At 54.6% G+C, this 26,289-nt stretch carries 21 protein-coding genes; 19 read left to right on the forward strand and 2 right to left on the reverse strand.

Going from position 1 to position 26,289, the window contains the following annotated elements; genetic code table 11:
• From ACK4S7_RS08790 to ACK4S7_RS08840, 11 genes are all read left to right on the forward strand, one after another.
• On the forward strand, nucleotides 1-2,179 hold a 2,179-nt coding region (locus tag ACK4S7_RS08790; protein ID WP_409646029.1), incomplete at its 5' end, for a TonB-dependent receptor.
• Between the two features lie 118 nt (nucleotides 2,180-2,297).
• Nucleotides 2,298-3,314 (forward strand): sugar phosphate isomerase/epimerase family protein, encoded by a 1,017-nt coding sequence (locus tag ACK4S7_RS08795; RefSeq protein ID WP_409646031.1) that lies wholly within the window; start codon nucleotides 2,298-2,300, stop codon nucleotides 3,312-3,314.
• A complete protein-coding gene (locus ACK4S7_RS08800) occupies nucleotides 3,314-3,724 on the forward strand; it encodes a DUF6379 domain-containing protein (protein WP_409646033.1) in 411 nt (136 codons plus the stop codon). Before ACK4S7_RS08795 ends, ACK4S7_RS08800 begins: the two co-directional genes overlap by 1 nt.
• A gap of 25 nt (nucleotides 3,725-3,749) precedes the next feature.
• Entirely contained in the window at nucleotides 3,750-4,364 is a 615-nt protein-coding gene (locus tag ACK4S7_RS08805) for a gluconate 2-dehydrogenase subunit 3 family protein (protein ID WP_409646035.1), read from the forward strand.
• 14 nt (nucleotides 4,365-4,378) lie between these two features.
• Entirely contained in the window at nucleotides 4,379-6,070 is a 1,692-nt protein-coding gene (locus ACK4S7_RS08810; RefSeq protein ID WP_409646037.1) for a GMC family oxidoreductase, read from the forward strand.
• Complete coding sequence (locus ACK4S7_RS08815; RefSeq protein WP_409646039.1) at nucleotides 6,067-7,245, forward strand: ThuA domain-containing protein; 1,179 nt, start codon at nucleotides 6,067-6,069, stop codon at nucleotides 7,243-7,245. Before ACK4S7_RS08810 ends, ACK4S7_RS08815 begins: the two co-directional genes overlap by 4 nt.
• 79 nt (nucleotides 7,246-7,324) lie before the next feature.
• A complete protein-coding gene (locus tag ACK4S7_RS08820) occupies nucleotides 7,325-8,440 on the forward strand; it encodes a Gfo/Idh/MocA family protein (RefSeq protein ID WP_409646041.1) in 1,116 nt (371 codons plus the stop codon).
• A gap of 19 nt (nucleotides 8,441-8,459) precedes the next feature.
• Nucleotides 8,460-9,515: a sugar phosphate isomerase/epimerase family protein gene (locus ACK4S7_RS08825; RefSeq protein WP_409646043.1), complete on the forward strand. Its 1,056-nt coding sequence runs from the start codon at nucleotides 8,460-8,462 to the stop codon at nucleotides 9,513-9,515.
• On the forward strand, nucleotides 9,512-10,720 hold the full coding sequence (locus ACK4S7_RS08830; RefSeq protein ID WP_409646045.1) for an MFS transporter: 1,209 nt from the start codon (nucleotides 9,512-9,514) through the stop codon (nucleotides 10,718-10,720). Before ACK4S7_RS08825 ends, ACK4S7_RS08830 begins: the two co-directional genes overlap by 4 nt.
• Entirely contained in the window at nucleotides 10,717-12,366 is a 1,650-nt protein-coding gene (locus ACK4S7_RS08835; protein WP_409646047.1) for a GMC family oxidoreductase, read from the forward strand. The genes ACK4S7_RS08830 and ACK4S7_RS08835 overlap by 4 nt, the downstream gene beginning before the upstream one ends.
• A complete protein-coding gene (locus tag ACK4S7_RS08840; protein WP_409646048.1) occupies nucleotides 12,363-14,009 on the forward strand; it encodes a family 43 glycosylhydrolase in 1,647 nt (548 codons plus the stop codon). Before ACK4S7_RS08835 ends, ACK4S7_RS08840 begins: the two co-directional genes overlap by 4 nt.
• Here the strand turns inward: ACK4S7_RS08840 and ACK4S7_RS08845 are convergent, their stop codons facing one another.
• Together ACK4S7_RS08845 and ACK4S7_RS08850 are read right to left on the reverse strand one after the other, a co-directional pair.
• On the reverse strand, nucleotides 14,010-17,342 hold the full coding sequence (locus tag ACK4S7_RS08845) for a glycosyl hydrolase (RefSeq protein ID WP_409646050.1): 3,333 nt from the start codon (nucleotides 17,340-17,342) through the stop codon (nucleotides 14,010-14,012). It lies immediately after the preceding gene.
• Between the two features lie 122 nt (nucleotides 17,343-17,464).
• Nucleotides 17,465-18,082, reverse strand: coding sequence for a TetR/AcrR family transcriptional regulator (locus tag ACK4S7_RS08850; RefSeq protein ID WP_409646052.1), 618 nt, complete (start codon nucleotides 18,080-18,082; stop codon nucleotides 17,465-17,467).
• A 129-nt stretch (nucleotides 18,083-18,211) separates the two neighbouring features.
• On the opposite strand from ACK4S7_RS08850, the gene ACK4S7_RS08855 reads away from it, so the two are divergent.
• The 8 genes from ACK4S7_RS08855 to ACK4S7_RS08890 all read left to right on the forward strand — a co-directional run.
• Nucleotides 18,212-19,330 carry an FAD-dependent oxidoreductase gene (locus ACK4S7_RS08855; RefSeq protein WP_409646054.1) on the forward strand — a complete coding sequence of 373 codons (1,119 nt, stop codon included), beginning with the start codon at nucleotides 18,212-18,214 and terminating at the stop codon, nucleotides 19,328-19,330.
• 107 nt (nucleotides 19,331-19,437) lie between these two features.
• Entirely contained in the window at nucleotides 19,438-20,352 is a 915-nt protein-coding gene (locus ACK4S7_RS08860) for a sugar phosphate isomerase/epimerase family protein (protein WP_409646055.1), read from the forward strand.
• On the forward strand, nucleotides 20,345-20,749 hold the full coding sequence (locus tag ACK4S7_RS08865) for a DUF6379 domain-containing protein (protein ID WP_409646057.1): 405 nt from the start codon (nucleotides 20,345-20,347) through the stop codon (nucleotides 20,747-20,749). Before ACK4S7_RS08860 ends, ACK4S7_RS08865 begins: the two co-directional genes overlap by 8 nt.
• 19 nt (nucleotides 20,750-20,768) lie before the next feature.
• Nucleotides 20,769-21,161: an MFS transporter gene (locus tag ACK4S7_RS08870; RefSeq protein ID WP_409646059.1), complete on the forward strand. Its 393-nt coding sequence runs from the start codon at nucleotides 20,769-20,771 to the stop codon at nucleotides 21,159-21,161.
• A gap of 291 nt (nucleotides 21,162-21,452) precedes the next feature.
• Nucleotides 21,453-22,796, forward strand: a complete 1,344-nt coding sequence (locus ACK4S7_RS08875) for a tyrosine-type recombinase/integrase (RefSeq protein ID WP_409646061.1) — start codon at nucleotides 21,453-21,455, stop codon at nucleotides 22,794-22,796.
• On the forward strand, nucleotides 22,793-23,455 hold the full coding sequence (locus ACK4S7_RS08880; protein ID WP_409646063.1) for a hypothetical protein: 663 nt from the start codon (nucleotides 22,793-22,795) through the stop codon (nucleotides 23,453-23,455). The genes ACK4S7_RS08875 and ACK4S7_RS08880 overlap by 4 nt, the downstream gene beginning before the upstream one ends.
• Nucleotides 23,456-23,546: 91 nt before the next feature.
• A complete protein-coding gene (locus ACK4S7_RS08885) occupies nucleotides 23,547-23,747 on the forward strand; it encodes a helix-turn-helix transcriptional regulator (RefSeq protein ID WP_409646065.1) in 201 nt (66 codons plus the stop codon).
• A 192-nt stretch (nucleotides 23,748-23,939) separates the two neighbouring features.
• Nucleotides 23,940-26,289 (forward strand): hypothetical protein (locus ACK4S7_RS08890; protein WP_409646067.1); only part of this gene is annotated, 2,350 nt, incomplete at its 3' end.

A 26,289-nucleotide genomic window follows, 5' to 3' on the forward strand; every position in this document is an offset into this window, starting at 1 on the left:
CGTGACCGCCGTAACAGCGGAATCATTACGTACGCTCGGTGTCAACAACCTCAGCCAGCTGAACCAAGCCGCGCCAAGTTTGCAAGTCAGCGGCGAGAACAACTTCACTGTCCGCGGAATTGGAACGCTTGCATTCCAACAGACGCTGGAATCGAGCGTTGGTATCCAGCAAGACGACGTGAACCTTGCCAACTCAATTTTGGGTGGCGCGGTCGGTGCTTTCTATGACGTCGCGCGCGTGGAGGTTCTCAGCGGACCGCAGGGAATGCTGTTCGGTAAAAATGCATCAGCCGGTCTACTCAATATTGTTACCAACAAACCGGAAATTGGCGAGCTGGGTGGTAACGTTCAGCTTGAGGGCGTGCATCGTCCGACCACACCAGGCAATGGCTCGGGTTTTATCGGGCAGGGAACGCTTAACGTTCCAGTTTCGGAAAATTCGGCCCTTCGCCTAAATATGGTCTATTCCAGCCAAGATCCAGTGGTGAAATTTGTCGGAAGTGGCAAGGGCGACTTCGGTCAAGATCAGTGGGGCGTCCGCGCCAAATACTTGGTCAATCTTACCGAGGCCCTTTCGCTATATGTAATCGGCGATTATAACAAGGAAAAGGGCATTGCGACCTATTTTGATCGTCCGTATCGCAGTCTTTCTGCGCTCGCTGGCGTAAATCCCCTGAACGCAGCGTTGGGCATCGTTCCTAGCAATGATAACTTGTTGATAGGCGGTAACGGCGAATTCTTCCGTGACGTTAAGCGTGGTGGCATTCAGGGAACCCTAGGATATACATTCGATTCAGGCTTTGAGATCAGCAATACCACTGCCTGGAAGGCAGCTGACCGCGTTCAAAACTTTGACACAGATTATACAAATAGCAACGGCGCGGATCGGAACTACTCGGACACCCAATATAGCCAGTTCACCAACGAACTCCGCTTGGCGTTGCCCTCAGAAAACCGTCTAACCGGACAAATTGGCCTATTCTATTTCAGCGCCGATACGGATGTTGAAGCGCAGCTAGGGGGCAACAGCCTGCGCCCGCAGAACTTACTTACGCCCTTTCCTTTTTGTGTGGGTGCAACAAACATTGGCAGTCCGCCACCCGCCTGTCCTCGCAGCAATGTCTTCTTCCTTGGTCAGGACCGCGACTATATATTAGATAGCAAAAGCTATGCGGCCTTCGGGCAGTTCACTTACGAGGCTACGGACAACCTCAAGCTGATCGCCGGCGGCCGTCTCACGCGCGATGAGTTGAAAATAGACGCTGTCCAGAATAACAGCTTCTACTTCGTCACACTCGGTGGACCACGTCGGGTATTCAACGCCCAAACCGCAAATACTGATTTTAGCTACAAACTAGGTGCTCAGTATAACTTCCAACGCGATGTAATGATGTATGCGACCTATTCGCGAGGGTATAAGGGACCAGGGTTTGCAGATCTTCTGCCTGTAACAGTGGCTTCGCCTGTGGTGGAACCAGAAATCAACCGCAACATTGAGGTTGGAATTAAATCCACCTGGATGGACGGTGCGGTGTTGCTCAATCTCACGGCGTTCCGTTCCAAATTCCGCAACCTGCAGGTGTCATCGTTCAACGCGGTGGCCGGAACAAGTTTCGTACAAAACGCGGCGTCAGCAACGAGCCAAGGACTTGAACTTTTGACAATTGTCCGTCCGGCCGACGGCCTAACCTTGACTGGTTCGGCTACAATGCTTGATTCCAAGTTCAACGACTTTCCTGGAGCGGAATGCTACCCCGGGCAGCCGTTGCCTTCGTGCAACGTGCCGACTGGTCGTCAGTTCAACGCAGGCGGGCTAAGAACTCCTGTGTCGCCAGAACTCGTTGCCAATGGCCAAGTTCGTTACGACTGGACTTTGGGCGCTTCGCTTGATGCTTTTGTCGAGGGCAATATCACGCATCGCTCCTCGCAATGGTTCACCATCAACCAAGTGCCTGGCACGCAGCTCAAAGGACATCAGCTGATAGGCTTCAGCGTTGGGGTTACGAGCAAAGCGGGTTGGAGGGCGTCTTTGTTCTGCCGGAACTGCACTGATGAGCGGGTGCCTACGAACCTTAGTACGGATCCGGCGGAGGCCAATGCGGGTCGTGTCGGTCTTGGCCATCTCTTTGGGTTCAACTCTGTCCGTCAGGTCGGTTTAAACGTCGGTTTCGATTTCTAACATAGTGCGTCAGGCGGCTGCGCACAGCCGCCTGACGCCGTCACAACCACCACCGGCAGGCGCCCAACGAAAGCGAGGGTGATACCTAAACAATATAAATTCTGAAGGAGCCAAAACCTTGTCATCTAAAATAAGCCGTGGTGTCAGCCTCTATTCGTTTCAAGAGGAAATGTTCCTTGGCACGATGGCCGTTGAAGACTGTGTAGCCTTTGCTGCATCGATCGGCGCGAAAGGTATCGAAATCCTTCCGGAACAGAACATGCCCGGCTTTCCGCATCTATCGGATGCCGAGATCCAAGACTGGAAGGACATGCTGGATCGTCATGGCTGCCATTTCACGGCCTACGACATGTTCTTGGACACCAAACGCCGCAAAGACCGGCTGATGACCGACGACGAGCAAATTGCCAGCATCCGTCGCGATCTCGAGTTATGCCACCGACTGGGCATAAAAAATATGCGGGTGCTCGTTTTCGTCAGGCCCGACATTCTGGGCCGATGCGTCCCTTATGCCGAAGAACTGGATGTGCATATGGGTGTCGAGGTTCACGCTCCGTGGCATCTGGAGCATGCATGGATCCTGCGTACGATCGAGGAGGCAGATCGTCTTGGCACCAAGCATCTAGGCATCCTTCCGGACATGGGCATTTTCATGAAGCATTATCCTCCAGCGTTCCGCGGGCGTTTCGAGCGACAGGGCGCTCGCGCCGAGGTGGCGCAGTTCATCGTCGACAGCCACGAGGAAAAAATCATGGCCGAATATACGATCTATGAAGTCGCGGTAAAGATGCAGGGTAACAAGGCTGAAGTGGCTATGGCCGAGACATTGCGTCATGCGCCCTATGCCAATCCTAAGAGATTAGGCGATTATGCTCCCTATTTCCGCCACATCCAAGCCAAGTTCTACGAGATGACTGACGATTGCACGGACCCGGCGATTGCCTACGCCGAGGTTATCGACGAGTTGGTACGTTGCGGCTGGCAGGGCACGCTATCCAGCGAATATGAAGGCAATCGATGGATTCAGGATGTTCACGAAGTTGACAGCCGTGAACAAGTTCGACGTCAGCATGTGATGTTTGAGCGGCTGATGTCTGAAGCAGAAGTGCGGCATGGCGTAAGGGAGGCGGCATAATGTTCGACAAATACATCATTGATCCTGCTAGCGTCCGTAATACCGGTCCAGCAGACGCCCCCACCGGCTTCGCGTTCACAACAAAGCTCGGCTATTATCGCGGCCTTGGCCTGTCCATGATCGAAGATCTTGTCGTCTCCATCGATGGTGAACCACTTGCGCGTTCGGCGATCCGCTTTGATGAAGGGCAGGGGGCGCTGACTTTGGATGAAATGGAAACTGCATATGACCGGCGCTGGGCGTTTGGTGCGCCAGCAATGATCCTAGCAGAGTATGAGGGCGGCTTCCCGCAGGGCGAACACAAGCTAGCTCTGCAACAGAAGCTTCGGATATCTTACATGCCCTTCCCGTCATTCAACAATGATGAAAAGCTAATACAAACCGCGCAGGCCCCCACGAACAACAAGTGACCACGTTCTAAAGAGAAACAATGCGATGCTTACACCAGCCGAGATCAACCGAAGGAGCGCGCTGCATGGCATCATGATGGCGCTGGGGGCGAGCGTTGTGGCTGGCTGTGGATATATGCCAGGTTCCAGTGCACGCGCGAGTTTTTCCGATGCCCAGCTTGCCGTGCTTGAATCTTTCGCCGACACTATGATTCCACAAACGGATACGGCCGGAGCAGTTCAAGCCGGCGTGCCAAAACGCCTGGCAAAGATGTACACCGACTGGGCATCTGACGACACGCGAGCCGAGCTTTCTGGAGCACTCGACCGTTTGGCAGAGAGCGCGCAGAGCAATACGAGAAACACCTTTTCTGAACTGTCAGCCGAAGAACGGCTTACTCTTTTGCAGAGGCACGATAAGGCGGCGCTTACCCCAATAGAGCCTAAGCCGGGTGCCCCCAGAGGCACCTTCCTCTCGCCTATCCCGTCGGTTCTGGACGTTGGCTACCATAAGCTCAAACAGCTTGTTCTAAATCTGCATTACTCAAGCGAGGTCGGCCTGACATCTGAGCTGGTGTACGAACACGTCCCCGGTACGTGGCAGCCGTCCATTAAAGTCACGCCCGGCATGCGTCCGTTCGCGTCGCTTGGCCCGTTTTAAGCCGAGGAAATTTTATGTCCTTTGATGCCATAGTAATCGGTTCGGGAATGAGCGGCGGAATCGCTGCCAAGGAACTTTGCGAGCGGGGGCTTAAGGTACTTGTTCTGGAGCGAGGCAAACACATCGACCCAGCCAAGGACTATATGGACCACCAGATGCCTTGGGAATTTCCCAACAACATGCAGGTTCCGCAGGACGAGCTCGCTCGAGATTATCCAGTACAAAGCGAATGCTATGCCTTTAGCGAGGCAACCAAGAAGTTTTGGCCAAAAGACAGCGAGCAGCCCTATTCCACGACCGACGGCAAGCCGTTTAGCTGGATTAGAGGCGATAATCTAGGCGGTCGGTCGGTAATGTGGGGCCGCCAGAGCTATCGCCTATCCCAAATGGATCTTGAAGCTAACGCCAAGGATGGCAATGGCTGCGACTGGCCCATCCGCTACAATGACCTAGCGCCTTGGTACGACCATATCGAACGCTTCATTGGCGTGGCTGGATCAAAGGAAGGCCTGCCGCAACTTCCCGATGGCGAGTTCCTTCCCGCCTTCGAGCTAAACGACGCGGAGAAAAAGTTTAAAGCTGCCGTTGAAGCGGAATTTGCCGGGCGTAAGGTTATATCCGGCCGCACCGCGAACCTTTCGGTTGCTCAGCCGCACCATGAAGAACTCGGGCGCGCGAGCTGTCAGAACCGTTCAATCTGCGAGCGCGGATGCAGCTACGGAGCGATGCACTCCAGTCTTACCTCGTCGCTGCCTGCCGCGCAAAAGACAGGCAACCTTACTATCGTGACCGATGCCATCGTTCATTCAATAATTCACGATGCCAAGACTGGCCGCGCGACAGGCGTGCGGGTGATCGATGCACAGACGAAGGAGGGCCGCACCTATGAAGCGAAGCTTTTCTTCCTAAACGCGTCAACCATCGGTAGCGCACAAATTTTGCTTAACTCGGCAACCGACGCGAACCCCCGCGGGTTGGCAAACGGGTCTGATCAAGTTGGTCGTAACCTGATGGACCACGTCTACGGTCTCGTGACCATTGCGATCTTCCCAGGCATGGAAGATCGATATTATCGGGGACGCCGACCCACGGGCATTTATGTGCCACGTTTCCGTAACATTACCGAACCCGCAGAGGGATTTATTCGGGGCTATGGGTACCAAGGTGGCATCAGCCGGTCGAGCGCGCGTAGCACCGCGATGCAGCCCGGCGTGGTAGGTGCGGAAGTCAAGCAACGCGCAGGCCAGATCGGGCCATGGACCGCGTTTCTCGCTGGATTTGGGGAAATGCTCCCCAACCCCAACAACCGGGTAACCCTTCATGCGTCAAGGACGGACAAGTGGGGGATTCCTATACCGCATATCAATTGCGCGCATGGTGCTAACGAAAAAGCGATGATAAAGCATGTCCAGTCGGATGCCAAAGCGATGCTAGAGGCGGCCGGTGCCAACGTGGTCATGCAGACAAGCGAGCCGGCGAAGCCGGGACTTGGCATTCATGAAATGGGCACCGCGCGAATGGGGCTCGATTCTACCACATCCGTCGTTAACGGGTTCAATCAATCGCACGAAATAGCAAATCTGTTCATCACCGATGGCGCGGCAATGACGTCTTCCGGATGCCAAAACCCCTCGCTGACATATATGGCGTTGTCGGCGCGCGCCGCCGACCATGCCGTTAAGCTTATGAAGGAAGGTGTTATATGACTCGGCTTCTGAAAACGGATGGTTGGTCGCGGAGGTTTCGTTCGGTGGCTGTTATCACAACCGCCGTTGGTGTCTGTCTGGCCTCGCCGGTCCACGCGCGCTCTTCCAAATTACTGGACTGTCCAATGCGGGATGCTCCGTTTTCAATCGAAAGTCCGCTTATTGACATAATGCTGAGCGACGCCGCTAAGGCCGTCATAGAGAAATCGGCCCCGGGTGCGATGCAACAAATACCTTCGTTTCTGTCCGGAACAAAGGCGCCCACTTTCAGCGCCATCCTGAAGCTCAGCAATGTGATTGGCATGTCCCCAGCGCTGAAATCTTCAAATATCACTGCTTTGAATACTGCACTGGGTAACATTCCGGTCACGGTCGCCGACCAGGAAGCGCGATGCGCCCGGTACGATGACGACCGACCCAAATTCAAGCTTTCTAAAGGCAAGACAAGAGTGCTGTTGTTTGAAAAAATAACAGGCTTTCGAGACAGCCCCTCGGTGGCAGCTGCCACGGCAGCTTTTAATGCCCTTGCCAGACGCAATGGATGGGCGATCGCGGTAACTGACAAGGGTGGCGCCATGCACCCCGCCGTTCTTCGCCAATTTGACGTCGTAGTCTGGAACAACGTCAGTGGCGATGTCTTGACACTAACACAACGCAAGGCGTTCCGCACATTTATCGAAAACGGCGGGGGATTTGTGGGCATTCACGGATCAGCCGGGGACCCCGAATATTTCTGGGACTGGTATCCGGATAGGTTGATTGGAGCGCGTTTCATCGGACACCCCCATGACCCGCAATTTCAGGACGCACAGGTGGTAATAGAGCCCTCGGCCAGCGGGATCGGTAGAAAACTTGGCCCGCATTGGACAATGAACGACGAATGGTATTCATTTGCCAAAAGTCCTCGTTTGGACGGCGCTGAAATTGTAGCGACGCTAAACGAAGACACTTACAAGCCGGGCGTCAGCCTTTTCGTTGAGACACCTCTGTCTATGGGCAAGGACCACCCGATTGTATGGACCCGTTGCGTCGGCAAAGGGCGATCTTTCTATTCTGCTATTGGTCATAGACCTGAGGTGTATTCGGATGATCGTTACCTAGCGCTTCTTGAGCAGGGCGTGGCGTGGGCTGCGCAACGTGCAGGCTCTTCTTGTTTAAAGGACAGCGCGCAATGAACCCGTCAATAATCATTTCGGTTCTATTGTTCTTCTTGTTCGGTGCCGTTTGTTTCTTAGGTCACAAAAGGAATTCGCTATGCGGCGTCTGAGAATGGGAATGATCGGCGGCGGGGCAGGAGCGTTTATTGGTCCGGTTCATCGGATCGCCGCCGAACTTGACCGAGAAATCGAGCTCGTGGCAGGCGTTTTTTCAAGTGACGCGGCGCGGTCTGCCGATGCGGCAGTGGATTATCGGATTGCGCCCGAGCGAGCCTATGCCAGTTTGGACAGCATGTTTTCCCAGGAAGCGGCGCGTAGTGACGGAATTGACTTTGTCAGTATCGTCAGTCCTAACCACCATCATGTCCAAGCGGCCCAGGTGGCTCTAGCCGCAGGGCTTCCCGTCTTTGTCGAAAAGCCACTTACAACTTCTCTGGAAGAGGCGAAAATGTTGCGGGATCTCGTTTTGAGCTCAGGTCTTCCACTTGGCGTTGCATATACCTATTCCGGTTATCCGCTGGTACGCGAAGCGCGAGCTCGGATTCTGGCTGGCGAACTCGGAGATATTCGCAAGGTCGTCGTTGAATATCCGCAGGGCTGGCTTGCCGGCGACGCTTTGGGAAAGCAGGCGGAGTGGCGGGTCGACCCAGCAAGGGCCGGCCTTGGCGGTTGTATTGCCGACATTGGTGTTCATGCTTTCCATCTCGCTGAATTTGTAACGGGTCTGCGTGTGACGCGGCTCTTGGCCGACTTGGGAACGGTGGTGCCGGGACGATTGCTCGACGATGACTGCTCCATCCTTTTGCGGTTTGAGAACGGTGCGCGCGGGGTCTTGCTTGCCAGCCAGATCGAAACAGGTGAACTCAACGGTCTGCGTATCCGCGTTTACGGCGACAAGGGCGGCCTTGTTTGGAAGCAAGAAGAACCAAATACACTCACCATCTCCCGCAACGATGGCAGCAGCACATCTTTGCGCGCTGGCACCAGTGTGTTGAGTCCGGATGCTGTTGCGCGAACGCGCACGCCCGGCGGCCATCCAGAAGGCTATCTCGAAGCCTTTGCCAACCTCTATCGCGATTTTGCTGCGATGCTCCGCGGCGAGTCGGCACCGTTGCTGCCAGATATCAATGAGGGCGTACGCGGAATGATGTTCATCCAAACCGCCGTTACAGCCAGCCGCGAAAATCTCGGCTGGGTGACCGTCGAACACTAGGCGACTGAGGAGATAAAACGTGAAAACGATCAAAGGCCCCGGCATTTTTCTTGCCCAATTCGCAGGTGACGAAGCACCCTTCAACAGCCTCAAGTCCATTGCTGATTGGGTGGCAAGCCTTGGTTACAAGGGTATTCAGATTCCTACCTGGGACACCAGATTATTTGACCTTGAAGCCGCGGCGACAAGCCAAGCCTATTGCGATGAAATATCGGGAATGCTTAACGATAAAGGTCTACAAATCACAGAGCTTTCGACGCATTTGCAGGGTCAGCTTATTGCGGTCCACCCCGCATTTGATGCGCAATTCGATGGCTTCGCGCCAACTTCGGTCCACGGCAACCCTTCAGCACGGCAAGATTGGGCCACCCAGCAGCTCATGTTTGCAGCAAAGGCCAGTGCAAACCTCGGTCTTGCTGCCCACGCCTCATTTTCTGGTGCTTTAGCCTGGCCTTATTTTTATCCTTGGCCTGCGCGCCCGGCCGGTCTGGTGGAAGACGCGTTCGACGAGCTGGCTCGAAGGTGGTTACCAATATTGAATGCATTTGCCGACAATGGCGTCGACATCGCCTATGAAATACACCCGGGCGAAGACCTGCATGATGGCGTGACCTTCGAGATGTTTCTGGATCGCGTGGGTAACCACCCACGCGCAAACATTCTTTACGACCCGAGCCACTTCGTGTTGCAGCAGCTAGATTATCTTGCTTTTATCGACATCTATCGGGACCGGATCAAATGCTTCCATGTCAAGGATGCAGAGTTCCGTCCTAGCGGTCGCTCCGGCGTTTACGGCGGCTACCAGCCATGGGCCGATCGTCCAGGCCGTTTCCGTTCGCTCGGCGACGGGCAGGTCGATTTCCCCGCGATCTTCGCCAAAATGGCAACCAATAATTATGCGGGATGGGCTGTGCTCGAGTGGGAATGCGCGATCAAGCATCCTTCCGTCGGTGCTGCGGAGGGCGCACCCTTCATAAAGCGGCACATTATCGAGGTGACGGACCGCGCATTTGACGATTTTGCGACCGCTGGAGCAGACCGCCTGCTCAACCGGCAAATTATGGGGATAATATGAGCAAGGCTTTAATATCATCGACTGCTGGCTTGGGCACACGCGCCAAAGGCATTACGCTTATTCTAGCGCAGATATTGCCCGTCATGGCGATTGTCTCGCTGTTTCCAGCGATCCCAAAGCTGTTTGCTGAATTTGGCGACCGGCCGGGTGCGGGGTTCCTCATCCCTGCGATAGTTACGATACCTTCGCTAGTTTGCGCGATCTTTGCGCCCATCGCGGGAATTATCAGTGACCGCTTTGGTCGCCGTAAGAGCTTTATCATGGGTCTAGCGGTGTACGTCCTCGCTGGGATTGCACCGCTGTTTCTCGATAGTCTCGAGGCCATTTTAGCCAGTCGCGCCATTTTGGGCATCGCAGAAGCTTTTGCGATTACCATATCCAGCGCCCTAATCGGCGATTATTTCGAAGATGACAGGCATCGCTGGACCTCGTGGGTTGGCGTCGCAACTTCAGTGGCGGGTACCGCGCTGATCGTGACCGGTGGGGTGCTAGCGGATGTCAGTTGGCGGGGACCTTTTGCTGTTTACTTGGCAGCACTGCCAGCACTTTTTATGGCGATTTTGGTCATTGATGAGCCCCGAAAGACCCCCCGGCCTGAGGGTTCTGCCGTGGCCCTGTTGGGCTTCCCTTGGCGGGCGGCATTTGTCATTGCACCCGTCACTCTCATTACATCAGTGCTCTATTATGTCGAGCCACTCAACATCGCGCGTGTACTGGATATGCGCGGCGCTGGTTCTTCAACACAGATCGGTATCATTCAAGCTGCAACCAGCATTGCCTATATCGGCGGCGCATTCTTGTACCGCCGGTTACATGAACTTGCGGTGGGACGGCTACTGGCAATTGCAGGCGTATTTATTGCTATCGGCCAAGTCATCATTGGACGCGGCGTCGATTGGCAGACAGTGGCCTTTGGCGCCACGATCCAACAGATTGGCGGTGGTATGATCATTCCCGTATTACTTGCCTGGGGCCAATCGATGCTGCCCTTGGAACAGCGTGGGAGGGGCATGGGAATCTGGGCCACTGCATTCTTCGCTGGTACATTTGTTTGCAGTCCGCTTGTCAGTCTTGTCACCAGTGCAACAGGCGGCCTGTTGCCGGCAATGCAGGTGATGGGCGTCATCACATTACTGTTCGCACTAGCCGCTCCCTTCATAGTTCCGGCGCCCGGCCGGAAATCAACACAGGCACTCAAAGCATGACCGCCACGACTCAATTCGACTATATCATTGTGGGAGCCGGCTCTTCGGGCTGCGTTTTGGCCGACCGACTGAGTGCTGACGGCGAAAGCTCAGTGTTGCTGATTGAGGCAGGTGGACGCAATGAAAGTGAGTTGGTTAACATGCCGCGCGCGTTCATGAAAATGTTCGGCAATCCGGTTCATTTCTGGCACTTTCCAGTCAAGGAACAGAATGGTCGCCCCGAAGGAGAGGTCTGGCCTTATGGCCGCGGTCTGGGCGGGTCTAGTTCAACTAACGGCACGTGGTATCTGCGTGGCATGCCAGCAGACTACGACGGCTGGGCAGCAGCGGGGCACGCGGAGTGGCGCTGGTCTGAGATTGAGCGTTGCTATCGCGCGATGGAAAGCTATCAAGGCCCCAAGCCCGATCCCTCGCGTGGACGCGACGGTCCCTTGCAAATCACGCAGTTGCCGTACCGGTCACCCGCCATCGCGGCCACAGTCGAGGCGGGTGTCGAAATGGGTCTGCCGCGCCTCGATGACATCAACACCCCCGGAACCACGGGGATTGGCTATACTCAGGCAACGGTCGATAGACGTGGCCGACGAGCGTCCAGCTATCAGGCATTCCTGAAACCGGCGATGGCGCGTCCGAACCTGACGGTGATGATCGACACGCTCGTCGAGTGCGTCGCGATCGACGCTGGAAGGGCGACTGGCGTGCGTATCCGCACGAACCAGGGACCAAAAAACTTGACCGCTAGGTGCGAGGTGATTGTTTCCGCAGGCGCGGTGCAAAGCCCCAAGCTTCTACAACTGTCCGGCGTCGGTCCTGCAGACGTCCTAACAATGGCTGGCGTGAAAATCCGACACGAGCTTCCGGCAGTCGGCCGCAATCTGGCGGATCATGCGATGTTTTCCATATCCTACCGACTTCACAATGAACCAGGCGCGAACCGAGAGTTTTCAGGATGGCGGATGGCGTCCCATGTCCTGCGCTATTATCTCACCCGCAAGGGGATGATGGCGTATACCTCTCCAGAAGTGACCGCGCTGCTTTCTCTGCATTCTGCGGCCGACTGGCCTGACGTGCAGTTTGGCATTGGCCCGTTTTCTATGCGCTCGTCGGAGGAACGCAAGGCCGATCCGGGACGCGGTGCGCTGGAAGAAAAGCCCGGGATAACGGTGAATGCTATCTCGCTACGTCCGAAAAGTCGCGGTGCTATATCCATCCGCACTGCCGATGTCGCTGATGCAGTTGAGATCGACGCTAACTGGTGGGGTGATCCATCGGATAAGGCGTTCATGATCGAAATGGTACGATTAGTCCGCCGCTATATGAGTCAGCCCGCCCTTGCACGCTTTGTAGGCGACGAAGTCATCCCTGGCGCTGCCGTCGAGACCGACGATCAAATCGGCGAGGTGCTCGAATGGCTCACCAGTCCTGGAATCCACGCCACCGGCACCTGCCGGATGGGCAGCGCAGGAGACAGCGTCGTCGATAGCCGACTGCGCGTCCATGGCATTCAAGGCTTGCGGGTCGTAGATTGCTCTGTGATGCCGCTGCCACCCGCAGGGAACACAAACGGACCAGCTATGGTGATCGGCTGGCGTGCAGCCGAACTGATCCTCGAAGACCGCAATGCAAGCAGCGTTGCTGAGACATGAAGTCCCGCCGTGATGCCCTTAGATTTGCCGTCGCTGGAGTTGTAACCGCTCCGGCCATGGTTGGCACCGATGTAATAGCCGCGCTGGGAACAACAAAGTGCCAAACACCTGTCCGATCCGCGGCACCGGAACCTTGGGCACGAGGCATAGAAGGGCAGCGCAAGGCTGATTTAGGAAATGGCAGGTACCTGAACCCCATCCTTTCCGGCGACTATCCCGATCCTACCGTCTTGAAGGACGGTGACGACTATTACATGACGCATTCTTCATTTGAGGCGTCTCCCGGTCTATTGATCTGGCATTCGCGCGATCTGGTAAACTGGACGCCCATCGGTCCTGCGCTGGCTAAGCCGCTGGGTATCGTGTTTGCGCCTGAACTGATCAAGCACAAGGGCCGATACTTCATTTATATTCCTTTCATGCGGGCGGCGTGGTCCGACGGCCTTGCAAGTTTTGCCAACATTTATGCGATCCATGCCGAATCCATTCACGGACCTTGGAGCGACCCTGTGGATCTCGGGATCAGCGAACTGATCGACCCTGGTCATATGGTAGGCGAAGACGAAGAACGTTATCTTTTCCTAAGCGCGGGCAAGCGGATTCGGCTAACTGCGGACGGATTAGCCACTACCGGGGCGATCGAAACAGTTTATGAAGGGTGGCGTTATCCTGATGACTGGATCACCGAGGCGTACGCGCTCGAAGGTCCGAAGCTGTTCAGACGGGGCGGTTATTTTTACTTTGTGAGCGCCGTGGGCGGCACGGGCGGACCACCAACGGGTCATATGATCATCGTATCCCGGTCCCGGTCAATCCATGGCCCGTGGGAACATTGCCCACATAACCCGATCCAACGCACGCAGAGTGCGAATGAGATGTGGTGGTCTCGGGGGCACGCGACCTGTATCGAAGGAACCGATGGGCGTTGGTATATGGTTTATCATGGCTACGAGAATGGTTACCGTTCGCTAGGCCGCCAGACGCTTCTCGAACCGATCGAATGGACCGACGATGGCTGGTTTAAGGCTGCAGGCGGGGATCTGTCGCTAGCCCTATCCATGCCCGCAGGCAGCCATGTTACGCATGGCATGGCTCGGTCCGACGATTTCAGTAGCCCAAGCTTAGGCACAAGGTGGAACCTGCACGCCAGTGCACCTTCTCTGGCTGACCGAGTGCAACTTGCCGATAATGTGCTGTCCTTGACGGCTAAGGGCGCCGGGCCACATGACGGTTCCGTGCTAATCCAGCAAGTAGGTGATCGCGCCTACGAAGTAAGCGTCGAGGTTGAGCTAACCGGAACGGCCAAGGGCGGACTTTTGCTTTTCTTTAACGATCGGCTATTTCTCGGCATGGGTATTGATGGCCAGCGCATGATAACCTACCGCGGCGGCAAGCCAAGCTATTGGCGCGAAGCAGCGCCTGCTTGCAAACGTCTGTTCCTGCGCATTGTAAACGATCGTCAGATCGTTACCTTCTACTATAGCCGGGACGGTGAAGCCTGGACGCGTCACGGAGTTCGCAGCGAAGTTTCCGGTTACAATGCCAACACCATGGACGACCTTGTAAGCTTGCGGCCTGCACTGTTTGCCGCGGGAGATGGCGCAGCCCGTTTCAGAAACTTTACCTATCGCGCACTAAAATAATCACCGTTTCGTGGTTAGTAGAGTGACCGGCCCGATTAGTCCGGCTGGACGCAGAGGTGTACCGGGTTTGTAAGTCGGTGCCGTTGTGAATGTAATCTTGTCAGCGCCATGTTCCTGGTCGCCAATCAACCGGTTCACCCACAGGTTTGCTACCCTAATTTCAAGCGTATTGTTGCCTCGGCGCAGATGGCGGCTGATATCGATCCGGTAGGGCTTCCACCAACTTGTCCCAGCCGGTTCGCCGTTAACGAACACTTGGGCGACGTCTCCTATCTGGCCAAGGTCTAACCAGACCGACCGGTGCAGAGCAGCAGGTGAGCGGAAGCTGGTCGTATAGGTTGCGACGCCCGAGAAATGGCGGACGCCAAAATTCTCGTTTGCGTTGAGCGGACTCAGTTCGGGCAGGGCCAGACTTTTGGGCGCACCCCGACCTTGCTGGAAGCTCACATGCCAAGGTCCTTCAAATTGCCCTACAACCTCCCATTTTGTATCAGGCACCATTCGGATGCGCCGATCCGCTGGCTTGCGGAACACGACGAATCCGGATTCATGAGCCTCCAGTTTTAATGATACTAATGTGAATGCGCCGTCGGCACGGAACGACAGCGGCCGCGCGGTGCCAGATACAGCATCCCAATATTCAGGGACAAGTCCGGTAACCCTGAATCTTGCCTCAACAGTCTCGGTTTGGTCGCGCCTATTGACGATGTAGTATACGCTGCCACCATCTGACAGGCGGCGGTGCAAAAACGGAATGTCGCTGTCGGCGCTGCCGCCGGAAAAAGTAAAATCGGGAGCAATGGTCGCGTGTTTCAGCCCCAGTGTGAGATCGGTGGTATCGATAACGCTAGGCAAAGACCAGACCGCCGCTGCTAGTTTTGCGAACTCGTCGGCATCGTCTGCCAGCGAGGGGGTGCCCTCTGGCCGTTCACCGATGATTGTTGCGCCCGCACCAGCCAATTTGGATATCCGCCTGAGGGTAGGAAATGTCATCCACCGCGCATGTTTGCCGAGATACAGCGCTCGATAGTGAGTACCACCGAGGCTCACGATCTCCCCATTTTCGACCCGCAGGGCATCAGTCAGCATCTTCGCATTTACAAAGTCATAGGCATTGGCTGTCGGCAGCTCAGAAGGAACGGATGAAGCGAATTGGGCAGTTACAGGAATGTCCTCGCCGGTAAAAATCGCCACGTCGGCATGGTAAACGCCCTGCTGCAGCATATATCCCGTGCGGGCCATGTAATCGACCCAGGCTCCAGCCATGTCGGCCCAAGTTTCGTGCCGGTTGAAATATTGACCGAAGATTAGCAATGACAGCCCTGGCTGACGATCATCAAGAGGCTGATGCACGGATGTATGAATCACCGGGCGGTTGACGCCGTTGACGAATGCAGTGTCGATAAACGGCCTCAAATCGGGGGGAGCAAATCCCCAAGGAGTGTTGACCGCCGTCATACTCTCTGCGGCAACGATAGGCTTGCCATAGACATGCGCTACCGAGGCTGCGCCTCTGATATCGCCAATCAACGTCGAACGGACCGAATTACCCTTCTGCCATGTCCATAGCGCCGCCATGGGTATGTCCGCGAAGGAACGCATGGCAAGATCATCACCCAGCATCGGGCGCTTATCTTCCAGCGCCTCACCATAGACCTTCAACCCGCGTTCATGCGCCACGTCGGCTAAGGTCCGGTACAGCCCGTCAGTGAGAAGTTCACTAAGCGTCTGGCGCCAGTCGAACAGAAATCGCTCGGTCCGCGCAGGCGAATGGATAACTACGCCTGTCAATGCCGGTAGCCACGGTCGCAGTCGATAGCCGCGCCGCGCCTCGAACTCGGCTTCCATATGCGGTGTCCAGTTGGCCATACCAACCTCGATGCTGTCTGTCAGAATTGCATCTAACCCCGTCGCGCCTGTATCTTGATACATAGCAAGATATGCCTCGAAATAACGGCGCACCGCGGATGAATCAAACTTGTCGACCTCCAAACCGGTGGCCTCTGGTGGCGCGGGGTGGTTTGACTTGCCTGTAAGAGACCAGCCAAAAGATAAGATCCGCCAATGTCCACCATCGGGAGGCGTCCAGTCCAGCCGACCATCGCTGCTGACCTTATCGGTCAGATCAATGACCTCTGATAGATCGGAAATTGAAGCTGCATCGGAATCGCGGTTGGCAATTTCGTGGTAATCGAGCACCGTTTGGTAACCGGCCTTCTCCTCCACGCGCGCGGTCTGGTCGTCGCCCGAAAAACGTAGGTCCGACAGCAGAACGTCACGAAGGACAGGCGCATTATAGACCGGTATGTCGATTGACCCGGCTGCGCCCTGAAAGGACGACATGTCAGTTTCTGGTGTCGCCACAAAGCGAAGGCGGAACGCTTCTGCGGTCACAGCACCAAAACTGATGGTCGTCGGAACAGCGCTCAACGGCACCGCGCTGAGGGGGTGCCAAGTATCTCCGTGACGCACCTCCAGTACGCCTTGGATCGGCATGCCGCGGAATACATTGCGCAGTCGCGGTAGAAACACGCGGAGCGAACGGACTGTTTGCGCCTGATCGAAGCGCACCACGACAGCGCCGGACTTGTCTTCTGCCAAAGGGATGGACACACCAGAGTCGAGATCGGCATCGTTGAGCCGCACATGGTCCAGCACAAAACCATCTTCCAGTTCGTAACGAGGTATCGGCAGTGGTGCTGCCACGGGGACAGCTAAGACCGCTATCGCGGCACCAGAAGATAACTGCGGCGGGGTTGTCTTCGGAGGATGTAATGGATCGAATAGACCAACCGACTGAAATGGGCCAGTGGCGCGGGGCAGGGCGGTAAGCTGACCTTTAAATGGCTTTCCGCCAGCCAGCCTGGTCTCCGACCAGACCAATTTCTTCATCGCATCCGAAGGCGGTACCCAAGGGCCGCCGCTGTGGCTCCAGCCGGGCGACGAAGCAATGGCCAGTTCGAGCCCTAAGCGTTCAGCTTCCGAGTCGGCGAAGCGGAAGGCATCCTTCCACTTAGGCGTCATAAAGACGAGCCTCTCTTCCACCACCTGTGGCGTGTTGAGTGAGGCATCAAATGCCTGGACGCCGCCGATCCCAACCTTCTTAAGCCAAGCGAGATCCTTGGCGATGCCTTCTTTGGTGACGTTGCCGTTCATCCAGTGCCACCACGTGCGGGGACGCGCCTCAGCGGGTGGATCGAGAAATGCTTGTTGCATTGAAACTGCGTCAGGCAAGGCCGTCGTACCGTCTTGGGCGAGCGCTAAAGGCGGCAACAAAACGCCCGCTCCGAGCCCAAGTGCGACGAAAAAACCTCTCCAAAGCGTCATCTGCATCGTGTGATCCACTCTCTCCTGTCACCTTATGCAAACGCCTAGCACACCGCGCCGATTATTGTTTGGTGCCCTGCGCTTGAACTGGCGCGCTGCAATTGCATTCCCCGGGGGGCTTAGTCGATTTAGTCCTCTAGCGCAGCGTGCACGGCAAGAGTCATCGTCCTCCGTGCAACCTCCTCCGGCCCCATGTGTTGTGGTTCGAACATCTGGATCATCTGCTTGCGGCGGAGCGACGCAAATCCGTAGATCGACGACCAGAGCGCGAGGACGCGCACTCCGGCCTCATCCTCATTGTCGCCGGGCCTGGCGCTGCGTAGTTGGGCCAGAAGGGACGATTGGCCCGCGTTTTGATATTCTAGTAAGGTGACATCCGGCGAAGGGCTCGTCAGTTCACTTTCATACATGAGCTCGAGGAGCTGTGGGCTGGTCATTGCAAAATCAACAAAGTTCATCGCCAGGGCAATCAGCTTCTGCTCTGGCGAACCGGGGCTGGACGCGGCCGCCACGGCCTTTTGGGTGAGCTCCTCGTAACCATCACGCGCCAACGCCAGCAGCAGCGAGCGCCGGTCGCGAAAATGATGATAGGGCGCGCCCGGCGACACTCCGACGGTTTGTGCCAAAGTGCGGACGGTCAGTGTATGATGTCCATGCTCGGAAATATATGCGCGTCCTGCCCGCAGCAGGTCGCCCCGCAGATCGTCGCGGTGATAGCTTTTTTGTTTATTGTTCAATTGCGTCACTCGTCTGCCGAAGCCTAACTCATCCCAGCACCTTAGTTTACAAAATCCTTCTTGCCAATAATCTAATCAGCGATTAGACATCATCTAAGCACGGATTAGATTGTCATGTGCATTTAGGAGCGGATGTTGATGGCGACGGGGCGTATCGCGATTGTTGGTGCTGGACCACGCGGGATGGCTGCTGCTTTGGCGGCAATACGCGTGGGGTTCGATGTGACCATTTTCGAGCGGTTTCCCGAGGTCAAGGCAGCGGGCAACATCCTGAATCTGTGGCCGCCGCCGCAGAAGGTCCTAAAACTCATCGGTGTCGACACCCGCGATTTGGGTGCTCCCTGCGACCTGTCGTTCCAAAGCTCAAAAGGCAAGGTTCGCGCTCAGGTCAAAATGCCTCAATCGGTGCTGGACGAATATGGCGGCGGCTTCATCGGCCTGTTGCGGTTTGGCCTATATCGACGGATGCTCGCGGCGTTGCCTCCAGGCGTGATCCGGGTAGATCACGACGTGGTTGGGGTTGCGGACACCGGCTGTTCGGTCCGGCTCGACTTTGCTAACGGCACACACCACGACGCGGATGTCGTCATCGGTGCCGACGGCATTAATTCCTTTGTGCGCAAGGCAATTTGGGGTGACCAGCCCATCCGGCATCAGAAGTTGCATCTGGTCGGCGGTTATTTATTCGTCGACGATGCCCCAGATGGTAAAGGCGTGCTATCGCATAATCGCACGACCCAGGTAAGCTACACGCCGATACGGCACGAGGGTAAATGGGGCTATGAATGGTGGGTGCTGGAGGCGTGTGATCCCGCAGCGCCGCCGCCCAGTGACCTAAAAGGCTTTTGCCAAGCGAGTGCCGCTGGCTTTCCGCAAAAAGTACGCGATCTGATTAAGGCGACTCCGGTCGAACATTTGCAGCGCTGGGAAATCCGCGACCGGCCTCCGATTCCGCAATGGTCTAGGGGCCGGGTAACACTGGTCGGCGATGCCGCACATCCAACATCTCCTTATGCCGCATATGGCGCAGGGATGTCGATCGAGGATGGCTATTTTCTAGCGCGCGAACTTGCAGCCGTCGATATTACGGACGATGCATCTGTCAAGGGTGCACTTCAGCAGTACGAAGACCGGCGCAAGCCGCATACCTCGCGCGTATCACAGGAGGCGTATCATACTGGCCGTATGTTCCACCATCTGCCCGCGCCACTCCGGCCGATCCGCGATCTTGTATTTGATCACACGAACTTCCTTTAAAAAATGGTGGGCAACGAAATGCCGCAGCATATCATTTCCCAACTCGCAGAGATCGAGGATGCCGAGCCTTATGTACCGGTGCATCTCCGTGATAGGGTGGCGGCGGCATGAGCGGCTTTCAATATGGTGTGTCGCTGTATAGCTACACCGATGATTACGGGACTGTCCTAAACCTCGAAGACGCATTTTACCATGTCGCGCAAACCCATGCTTCGGGCATCGAGATATTAGGCGAGACCCATATCGACAACTATCCAGAGCCGTCTTCGACTTGGTTGGATCGTTGGTTTGCACTCGTCGACAAGTACGGGCTAGAGCCAACGAACTACGCATCCTGGATCGACACCCATGTTCAAAAGAGCCGGGACCTGACGATAGAGGAAGGTGTGGCGCAACTGACACTTGACCTGAACTTGGCCAAGCAGCTTGGGTTTCGCTTTATCCGCCCGAAGTTCGGGGTGATTGATGACGAACTGACGCCGCATCCGGTATGGGAAGGCTCGGTCGAGCGCGTACTCGATCTGGCTGCAAAGCTCGATATCAGGATCTGTCCCGAAATCCATGCGCCAACGCCGATCTGCCATCCGGTGGTGGAAACCTATGTCGATTTCATCCAACGCACTGGCACCAAGCACTTCGGTCTCTTGATCGATACCGGCATATTTCAGGACCGACCTTTACCCTACTGGCCCGGAGAGACTCCGGAAATCCGGGACGCTGCGATGAGCTTTCTCAATGGCATCAACGTGCCGGTCGAACATTTGCGCGAAGTAATCGACTATGTGGTGTTCATCCAGGCAAAGTTTCACCATATCGATGAAACACTGCACGACCACCATATCCCGTGGGACCGGGTGATCCCGATGCTCAAAACGGTCGGCTACTCCGGATATCTGTCGAGCGAATATGAGGGTTCCCGCGACCCCTGGGTTGCCATTGAACAAGTGCGACGCCAGCACGCGCTGATCCGCAAACTGGAACGGGACTATGACACCAATCAACCGGAGCAAGTCCATGCTTGAGCGCACGCATATTCAAAGCAGCGGATTCGACAATCTGGGTCCGAGCGATGCGAGGAATGGCTTCCGGGTACGGGTGCGCCAGCCGAACTACCGCGGCATGCGTGTGTCCCTGCTCGAAGGGATCGACGTGATCGTGGATCGCGAACGCTTTCCAGCCGAAGGGAATCGGATTCTAATCAATGGCCGGGAATATAGTCACGCGGAGCTCGATGACCAGATCGTGCTGCGCTGGGCGGTCGGTATGACCGTCGATGTGCTTGTCGACAAGCCTGGCGGTCTAGAGCCGGGCGTGCATCTAGTCGAAACCTCAATCCGTCTGCGTCATCCGTATTTTCCTCCGCTGTTCCGTCCGGTGTCGATGAATGACAGTCGGCACGTGACTATCATCGTTAGATAACGGGATAGGACCGCAGGCGATGAAATTAACATCCAGCTCAATCCCATCACCGGCACCGCGTACCGCTGGGATCGCCCAAGGACTTGTCATCGTGCTGGCCGGCTTTCTGCCGGTACTGGCCATCGTCAGCCTTGCGCCTGCCGTGCCAAGCATCATCGGTGCATTTCCTGAAACACAGAACGCGACGACGCTCGTGCCGTTGGCGGTTACCGCGCCGGGCCTGATGATCGCCTTGTTTTCGCCGCTGATGGGGTGGTGGGTCGATCGCAATGGTCGCCGCAATCTCCTGATCCTTGCAACGCTGATCTACGGCGTCGTCGGCCTGATCCCGTTCTTCGTCGATAGCTTAGAGGCACTGATTGCATCGCGGCTAATCATAACTGAACCGGGCTTCGTTCGGACAAAATTCTGAAATGGTAGCGACTACACGTCCGGCTGATGGTACCGCGGTGTTACCCTGACCGCCGCCCCAAAGGGGGGTATTCTCGAAAAACCATTGAAAAACAATGGTGAGCCCTGCTGGGTTCGAACCAGCGACCTACTGATTAAAAGATAGAATTGATTATCCACACATCTGCGGCAAATTACACTTAACCATTTGGTTAAGTGTATTTTTAGTAATCGCTCATTGTCAGAAATCGTTGCAAACCTGAAGCCCATGGCTTACTATCTGATTGCTAGCGTGTGATTGGAGTATCTACCGATGTCGACAAAAATTTCGAAGCGCACAGTAGATGCAGCGAAGCCAGCTATTAAAGACTACTTCATTTGGGATACGGACATTTCTGGTTTTGGTTTAAAGGTCACACCTGCCGGCGGCAAAGTTTACATCTTTCAATATCGCATTGCTCGGGCTGGAGAAGCTGAAAGGACGCCCCCCAAACGTTACACCATTGGGAAGCATGGTAATCTCACAGCTGATCAAGCACGGAATAGGGTAAGAGAGCTTGCAATGCTGGTGGAATTGGGAATTGACCCTCGTCAGCGCGAGTTAGATCAGATTGCCGTAGCTGATGAAGCGGCGAGGTCGCGCTCGGAAAAGGAGCGGATTGAACAAGAGTTGTCGTTTAGCAAAGTCTCACTACTGTGGCTTGACCACTATGAAAATGAAAAGAGTAGGCGCCCTGCTAGCGTCAGTTTAGCTAAACTCGTTGTTAACCGGTACCTCAAGCCAGCGCTGGGCGACACGCCGATGCCCCATATCACGAGAGCGGGCCTACAGCCCATCATCGATGCGATTCCAGCTCAAAAGAAAGGCATGCGAAGAGCTGTTTTTGCGTACGCTTCTGTCTTATTTGGCTGGGCTGCCAGGCGAGGCGATATTCCCTCCAATCCGTTGACCGAGATGGTCAAGCCTGACGCTCCCAAAAGTCGCGACCGTGTTCTGACCGACAATGAACTGGCTAAATTGTGGTTTGCGAGCAAGTTGCTTCGTGACCCCTTTGGACCGTTTTTCCGACTGCTCATGCTTACAGGGCAACGCCGGAGCGAAGTTGCCGAAATAAATTGGAATGAATTAGATCAAGAAACTGCAATTTGGACAATTCCAGCACATCGAGCCAAGAACGGCCTTGCGCATATCGTTCCGCTTGTTCCAGCTGCCATTGCTGAACTTGATTACATTGCTCAACTGCAAAACACCGGTTTTGATAAGATAGACATTACAAGCTGGCCCCGAGAAGGGTTTCTTTTGACGACCACTGGCCGGACGCCAATTAGCGGGATTACGAAGGCCAAAAATGCTTTAGACGCGGCCGCTTCGGATAGCGGCATCGGAGACGCAGTGCCAGCATGGCGTATACACGATCTTCGCAGGACTATGGCGACCGGCTTCCAACGCCTCGGCGTCCGGTTTGAAGTAACTGAAGCTACACTAAATCACGTAAGCGGGGCGAAGGGTGGTATAGCTGGAATCTATCAGAAACATGATTGGAAGCAAGAAAAGCGCGATGGATTGGAAGCGTGGGCGCGCCACGTTGAAGCTATCATCAAACCTGAGTCCCAAGATAATATCTTTCCGTTACAAAAATCGATGAGAGCAAAATGACGAACGTCACAAAAGCCAATTCAAACTTCGGTTTGCGGGAGAAGCTTGCACCTTCAAAGCTTAACAAAAATGCCAAAAATAATTTGCCTCCTTACCTAAACCAATATCAAGCGGTAGCTTGGGTGCGGTATCGCTCGGCAGGCCTGGCAACCGATACGAACGACTGGAAGAGTTTAGCCAGTCTAAATCTTTCGGAGGCTAACCGGCCGAAAAAAGTCGGAACTAAAAAGGATCTTTTGACAGCGTTGCAAGAAGGCACAATTGTTGCCCAGGGAAGATCTGCCTCCGACAACATACCCAGTGATATCATTCCGGTAGTTTGGGCGATATTTCCAATAGCACCACTCGAGTTATTCCGCCAATATCCATACACCGAGATCCTTTTTCGGACTGAGGAGCTGGTAAAAAGCTTTGCAAACTCAGAGTTGAAGTTTGGCAATCGTGGCCGAACAAAGGGTTCAGGCACTATGCTAGACGACAGATGGCTCTCAGAGATGGATGAACTGCTAAAACAAGACAAAGCAAAATCGCCGCATGATGCTGCTAAACAAGTTGTTCATCTGTTTGAAAAAGAAATTCGTGGGGCAAGCATTGATGCGAAAGAACGGCGGTTGAGAGAAAAATATAAAACCTGGCCTAGCCGGAATTTCCCGAGCTGAATTAAGCTCCAATTAACTCCAATTAACTCCAATGACCCCCTCACCAAATTACTGCACAACCTGATTCTGCTTAATCAAAGGAGCGTTTCAGATGAGCAAATGCATTTTAAATACGAAAGAGGCGGCTGAATACGTCCGCCTCGGAAAGCCGACGCTAGAGCGGTTTCGGCTAAGCGGGGACGGACCACGATACTGTAAGCTGGGCGGAGCGGTTCGCTATCGAGGCACAGATCTTGATGATTGGCTGGAAAGCCGACTAGTCAGGTCAACCAGCGATTTGGTGCGGAAATGACTATCCCTCGTCGAGCCCAATCCGCGGATCGTGGCGTGTGGGATAGCTACGCTGCCAAGACAAATATGAAGTCCGCGATAAAGCCCGAGGCAGGCCTAAACTTCTGGCAGCCGCTAGCGGCGTTTTCGACAGGTGCTCCACCTCCAGCATTCGGGATTTTCCGTATCCCAGGTCAAGCCACGGAGAACGGCCATGGATGACAATCAATACGACGGCGATCTGTTGGGGGATAGAAAACCCCCCCTTGCCGAATTCACGATAGTAACAAGTGACCAAAGCACTTTGTCTAAAAAAATTGGTTTAAAAAACGGCGCTATACATTCGGACAGTTCAAACTGCAGAATGGTCAGTGGTAAGGCTCGACGCAAGACAATCGCAGGTGATATTTCAAAGCTCGGCCTCATAATATCTGGGCTTCAAAAAAATGAAGCCTTGGTTCTGGGTAGACTAGACGTTTCTCTTCCGAACGAAATCGTCATTGCCACCAAACGAAACATAGCTTCAGGTGTGGCCCCCAGTGTGGCTGTAGCTCGGACCTCCGAGCACATAAATTACCAAGCGGGTACTGCTGCATTGATGCTATTCGACTTCGATAATAAAGGCATGCCTCCTGCAATTGCGGATAAGATTGAAGCAGCTGGCGGCTGGTTCGAAACATTAACCATAGCTGTGCCAGAACTAATTGGCGTTGGTAGATTAAGCCGCGCATCAACGAGTGCTGGCTTGTCAAATAGTCAAACTGGCGAGCTGTTTTTCGGATCAGGCGGTGAACATCACTACATTATTATAGACGACGGTACCCAGATTGAACGTTGTTTAAAACATATCCATGATATGCTCTGGGTAGCTGGATTTGGTTGGTACAACATTGGTAAAACCGGGCAGTTGCTTGAGCGAAGTCTAATCGACAGATGTGTTTGGGCCCCTGAACGACTTGTTTTTGAGGCAGCTCCTGAACTTCAGCATCCACTCGTGCAGGACGCACAGGCTCGTATGCCGAGAATTATTAGCGGTGGTATATTCCAAAATATAAGCATGAAAGATTTGGATGCGTCTGAAAAAGCTTCACTTCAAAATCTTAAGTCTAACGCGCGTGCGTCAATGCAGAAACAAGCTCAAATAGTTCAAAAGGAACATGAAGACAGAACATCTCGATTATTATGTATGTTGGGAGAACATTCGATCGAACATTATCGGCGGATGGTCAAATTGCAAAATAAGGGCATATTGACGTCTGAGATTACGTTAGATTTTGATGATCCAGCCATCGGTCTTTGCTCAGTCTCGAAAATATTGGCGGATCCGGAACAGTTTTACGGCGAAACCTTAGCAGATCCTATCGAAGGACCTGATTATGGGCGCTGCAAAGCAATGGTAATGAGGGGGATAGATGGATGGCCGTTCATTCACAGCTTTGCCCATGGTAAAACGCTATACCAACTCCGACATGATAAAAGCTCTTTAACAGAGCTAATTGCCACGACGGCCAATCAGACTTTGATAGAGCGGTATGCAAGGGCGCAGGTTTTTGCAGAAATCACTGCCGATGAAGAGGACCATTTTGTTCGTCTAATCAAAAAAGCCACAGGAATATCGATCCCTGCGCTTAAGCAACGACTAAAGTCTGAGCACGAAATGCATCAGCAAGATCGTCGTGACTGCTCTGAACAGGATTTTTCCGAAGTACGAGTTTCATTAAAGGCACCAACATCCGACGGCGAGTTGACGCCGGTGCTGCTCGATATCGAAGCAGTCCTTTTGCAAGACTGCTCGCCGATCCCCCCCATGCGCGATGCAAGGGGATTACTGATTGAGCTCACTCGTTGCTCCAACGACGACATTTTGTCCGTTAAAAACGCCGAATACCGAGACATGGAAACGCTGCCAGCAGTTCGCCCGCTATCTATTAGTCCCCTTGACGTTTGCCAGGTCACTATTCACGTCGAAAAATACATCAGATTCTGGCAAAAAGACGATTCAGGTGAACGAAATGTTCGGTTGCCCCGGTTCTATGCTGAAGCGTACCGAAACTTCTCGGGTAGCGAGCTTCCCGTCGTAAGGTCAATTGTCAGTACGCCTGTTATCAGCCAGGACGGTACGGCTCTGTATGGAGACGGCCTTGACCGAAACTCGGGAATATTTTTCGACATAGATCCAGCTTTGCAAGACTGTGTCAGAAACGATCCAGTAGCAAACACTGATGCCCAAGAAGCATGGCGTTTCCTTGTTGACGAATGGTTAGTTGACGTTTCAGCAGATTTAGAAGGCAAGGCTATCGCGATTGGGTATGCGTTGACCATCATTGAGCGGACGCTATTGCCTGAACGGCCCGCCTTTATCTTCTCAGCATCTCAACGCGGTAGCGGCAAGACGACGCTCGTCAACATGATTACATGTGCTGTACTAGGGCGTGCATCGCCCGCCTCGCCTTGGGCCAAAAATGAAGACGAGCGACGGAAAGCGTTGATGAGTTATTTTCAATCCGCTGTTCCAACGATCGTTTGGGATAATATTGAGCGGGGCACCCAAATTCAATGTGCGC

Source organism: Sphingorhabdus sp. (assembly GCF_046292425.1).
Lineage (GTDB): Bacteria > Pseudomonadota > Alphaproteobacteria > Sphingomonadales > Sphingomonadaceae > Sphingorhabdus_B.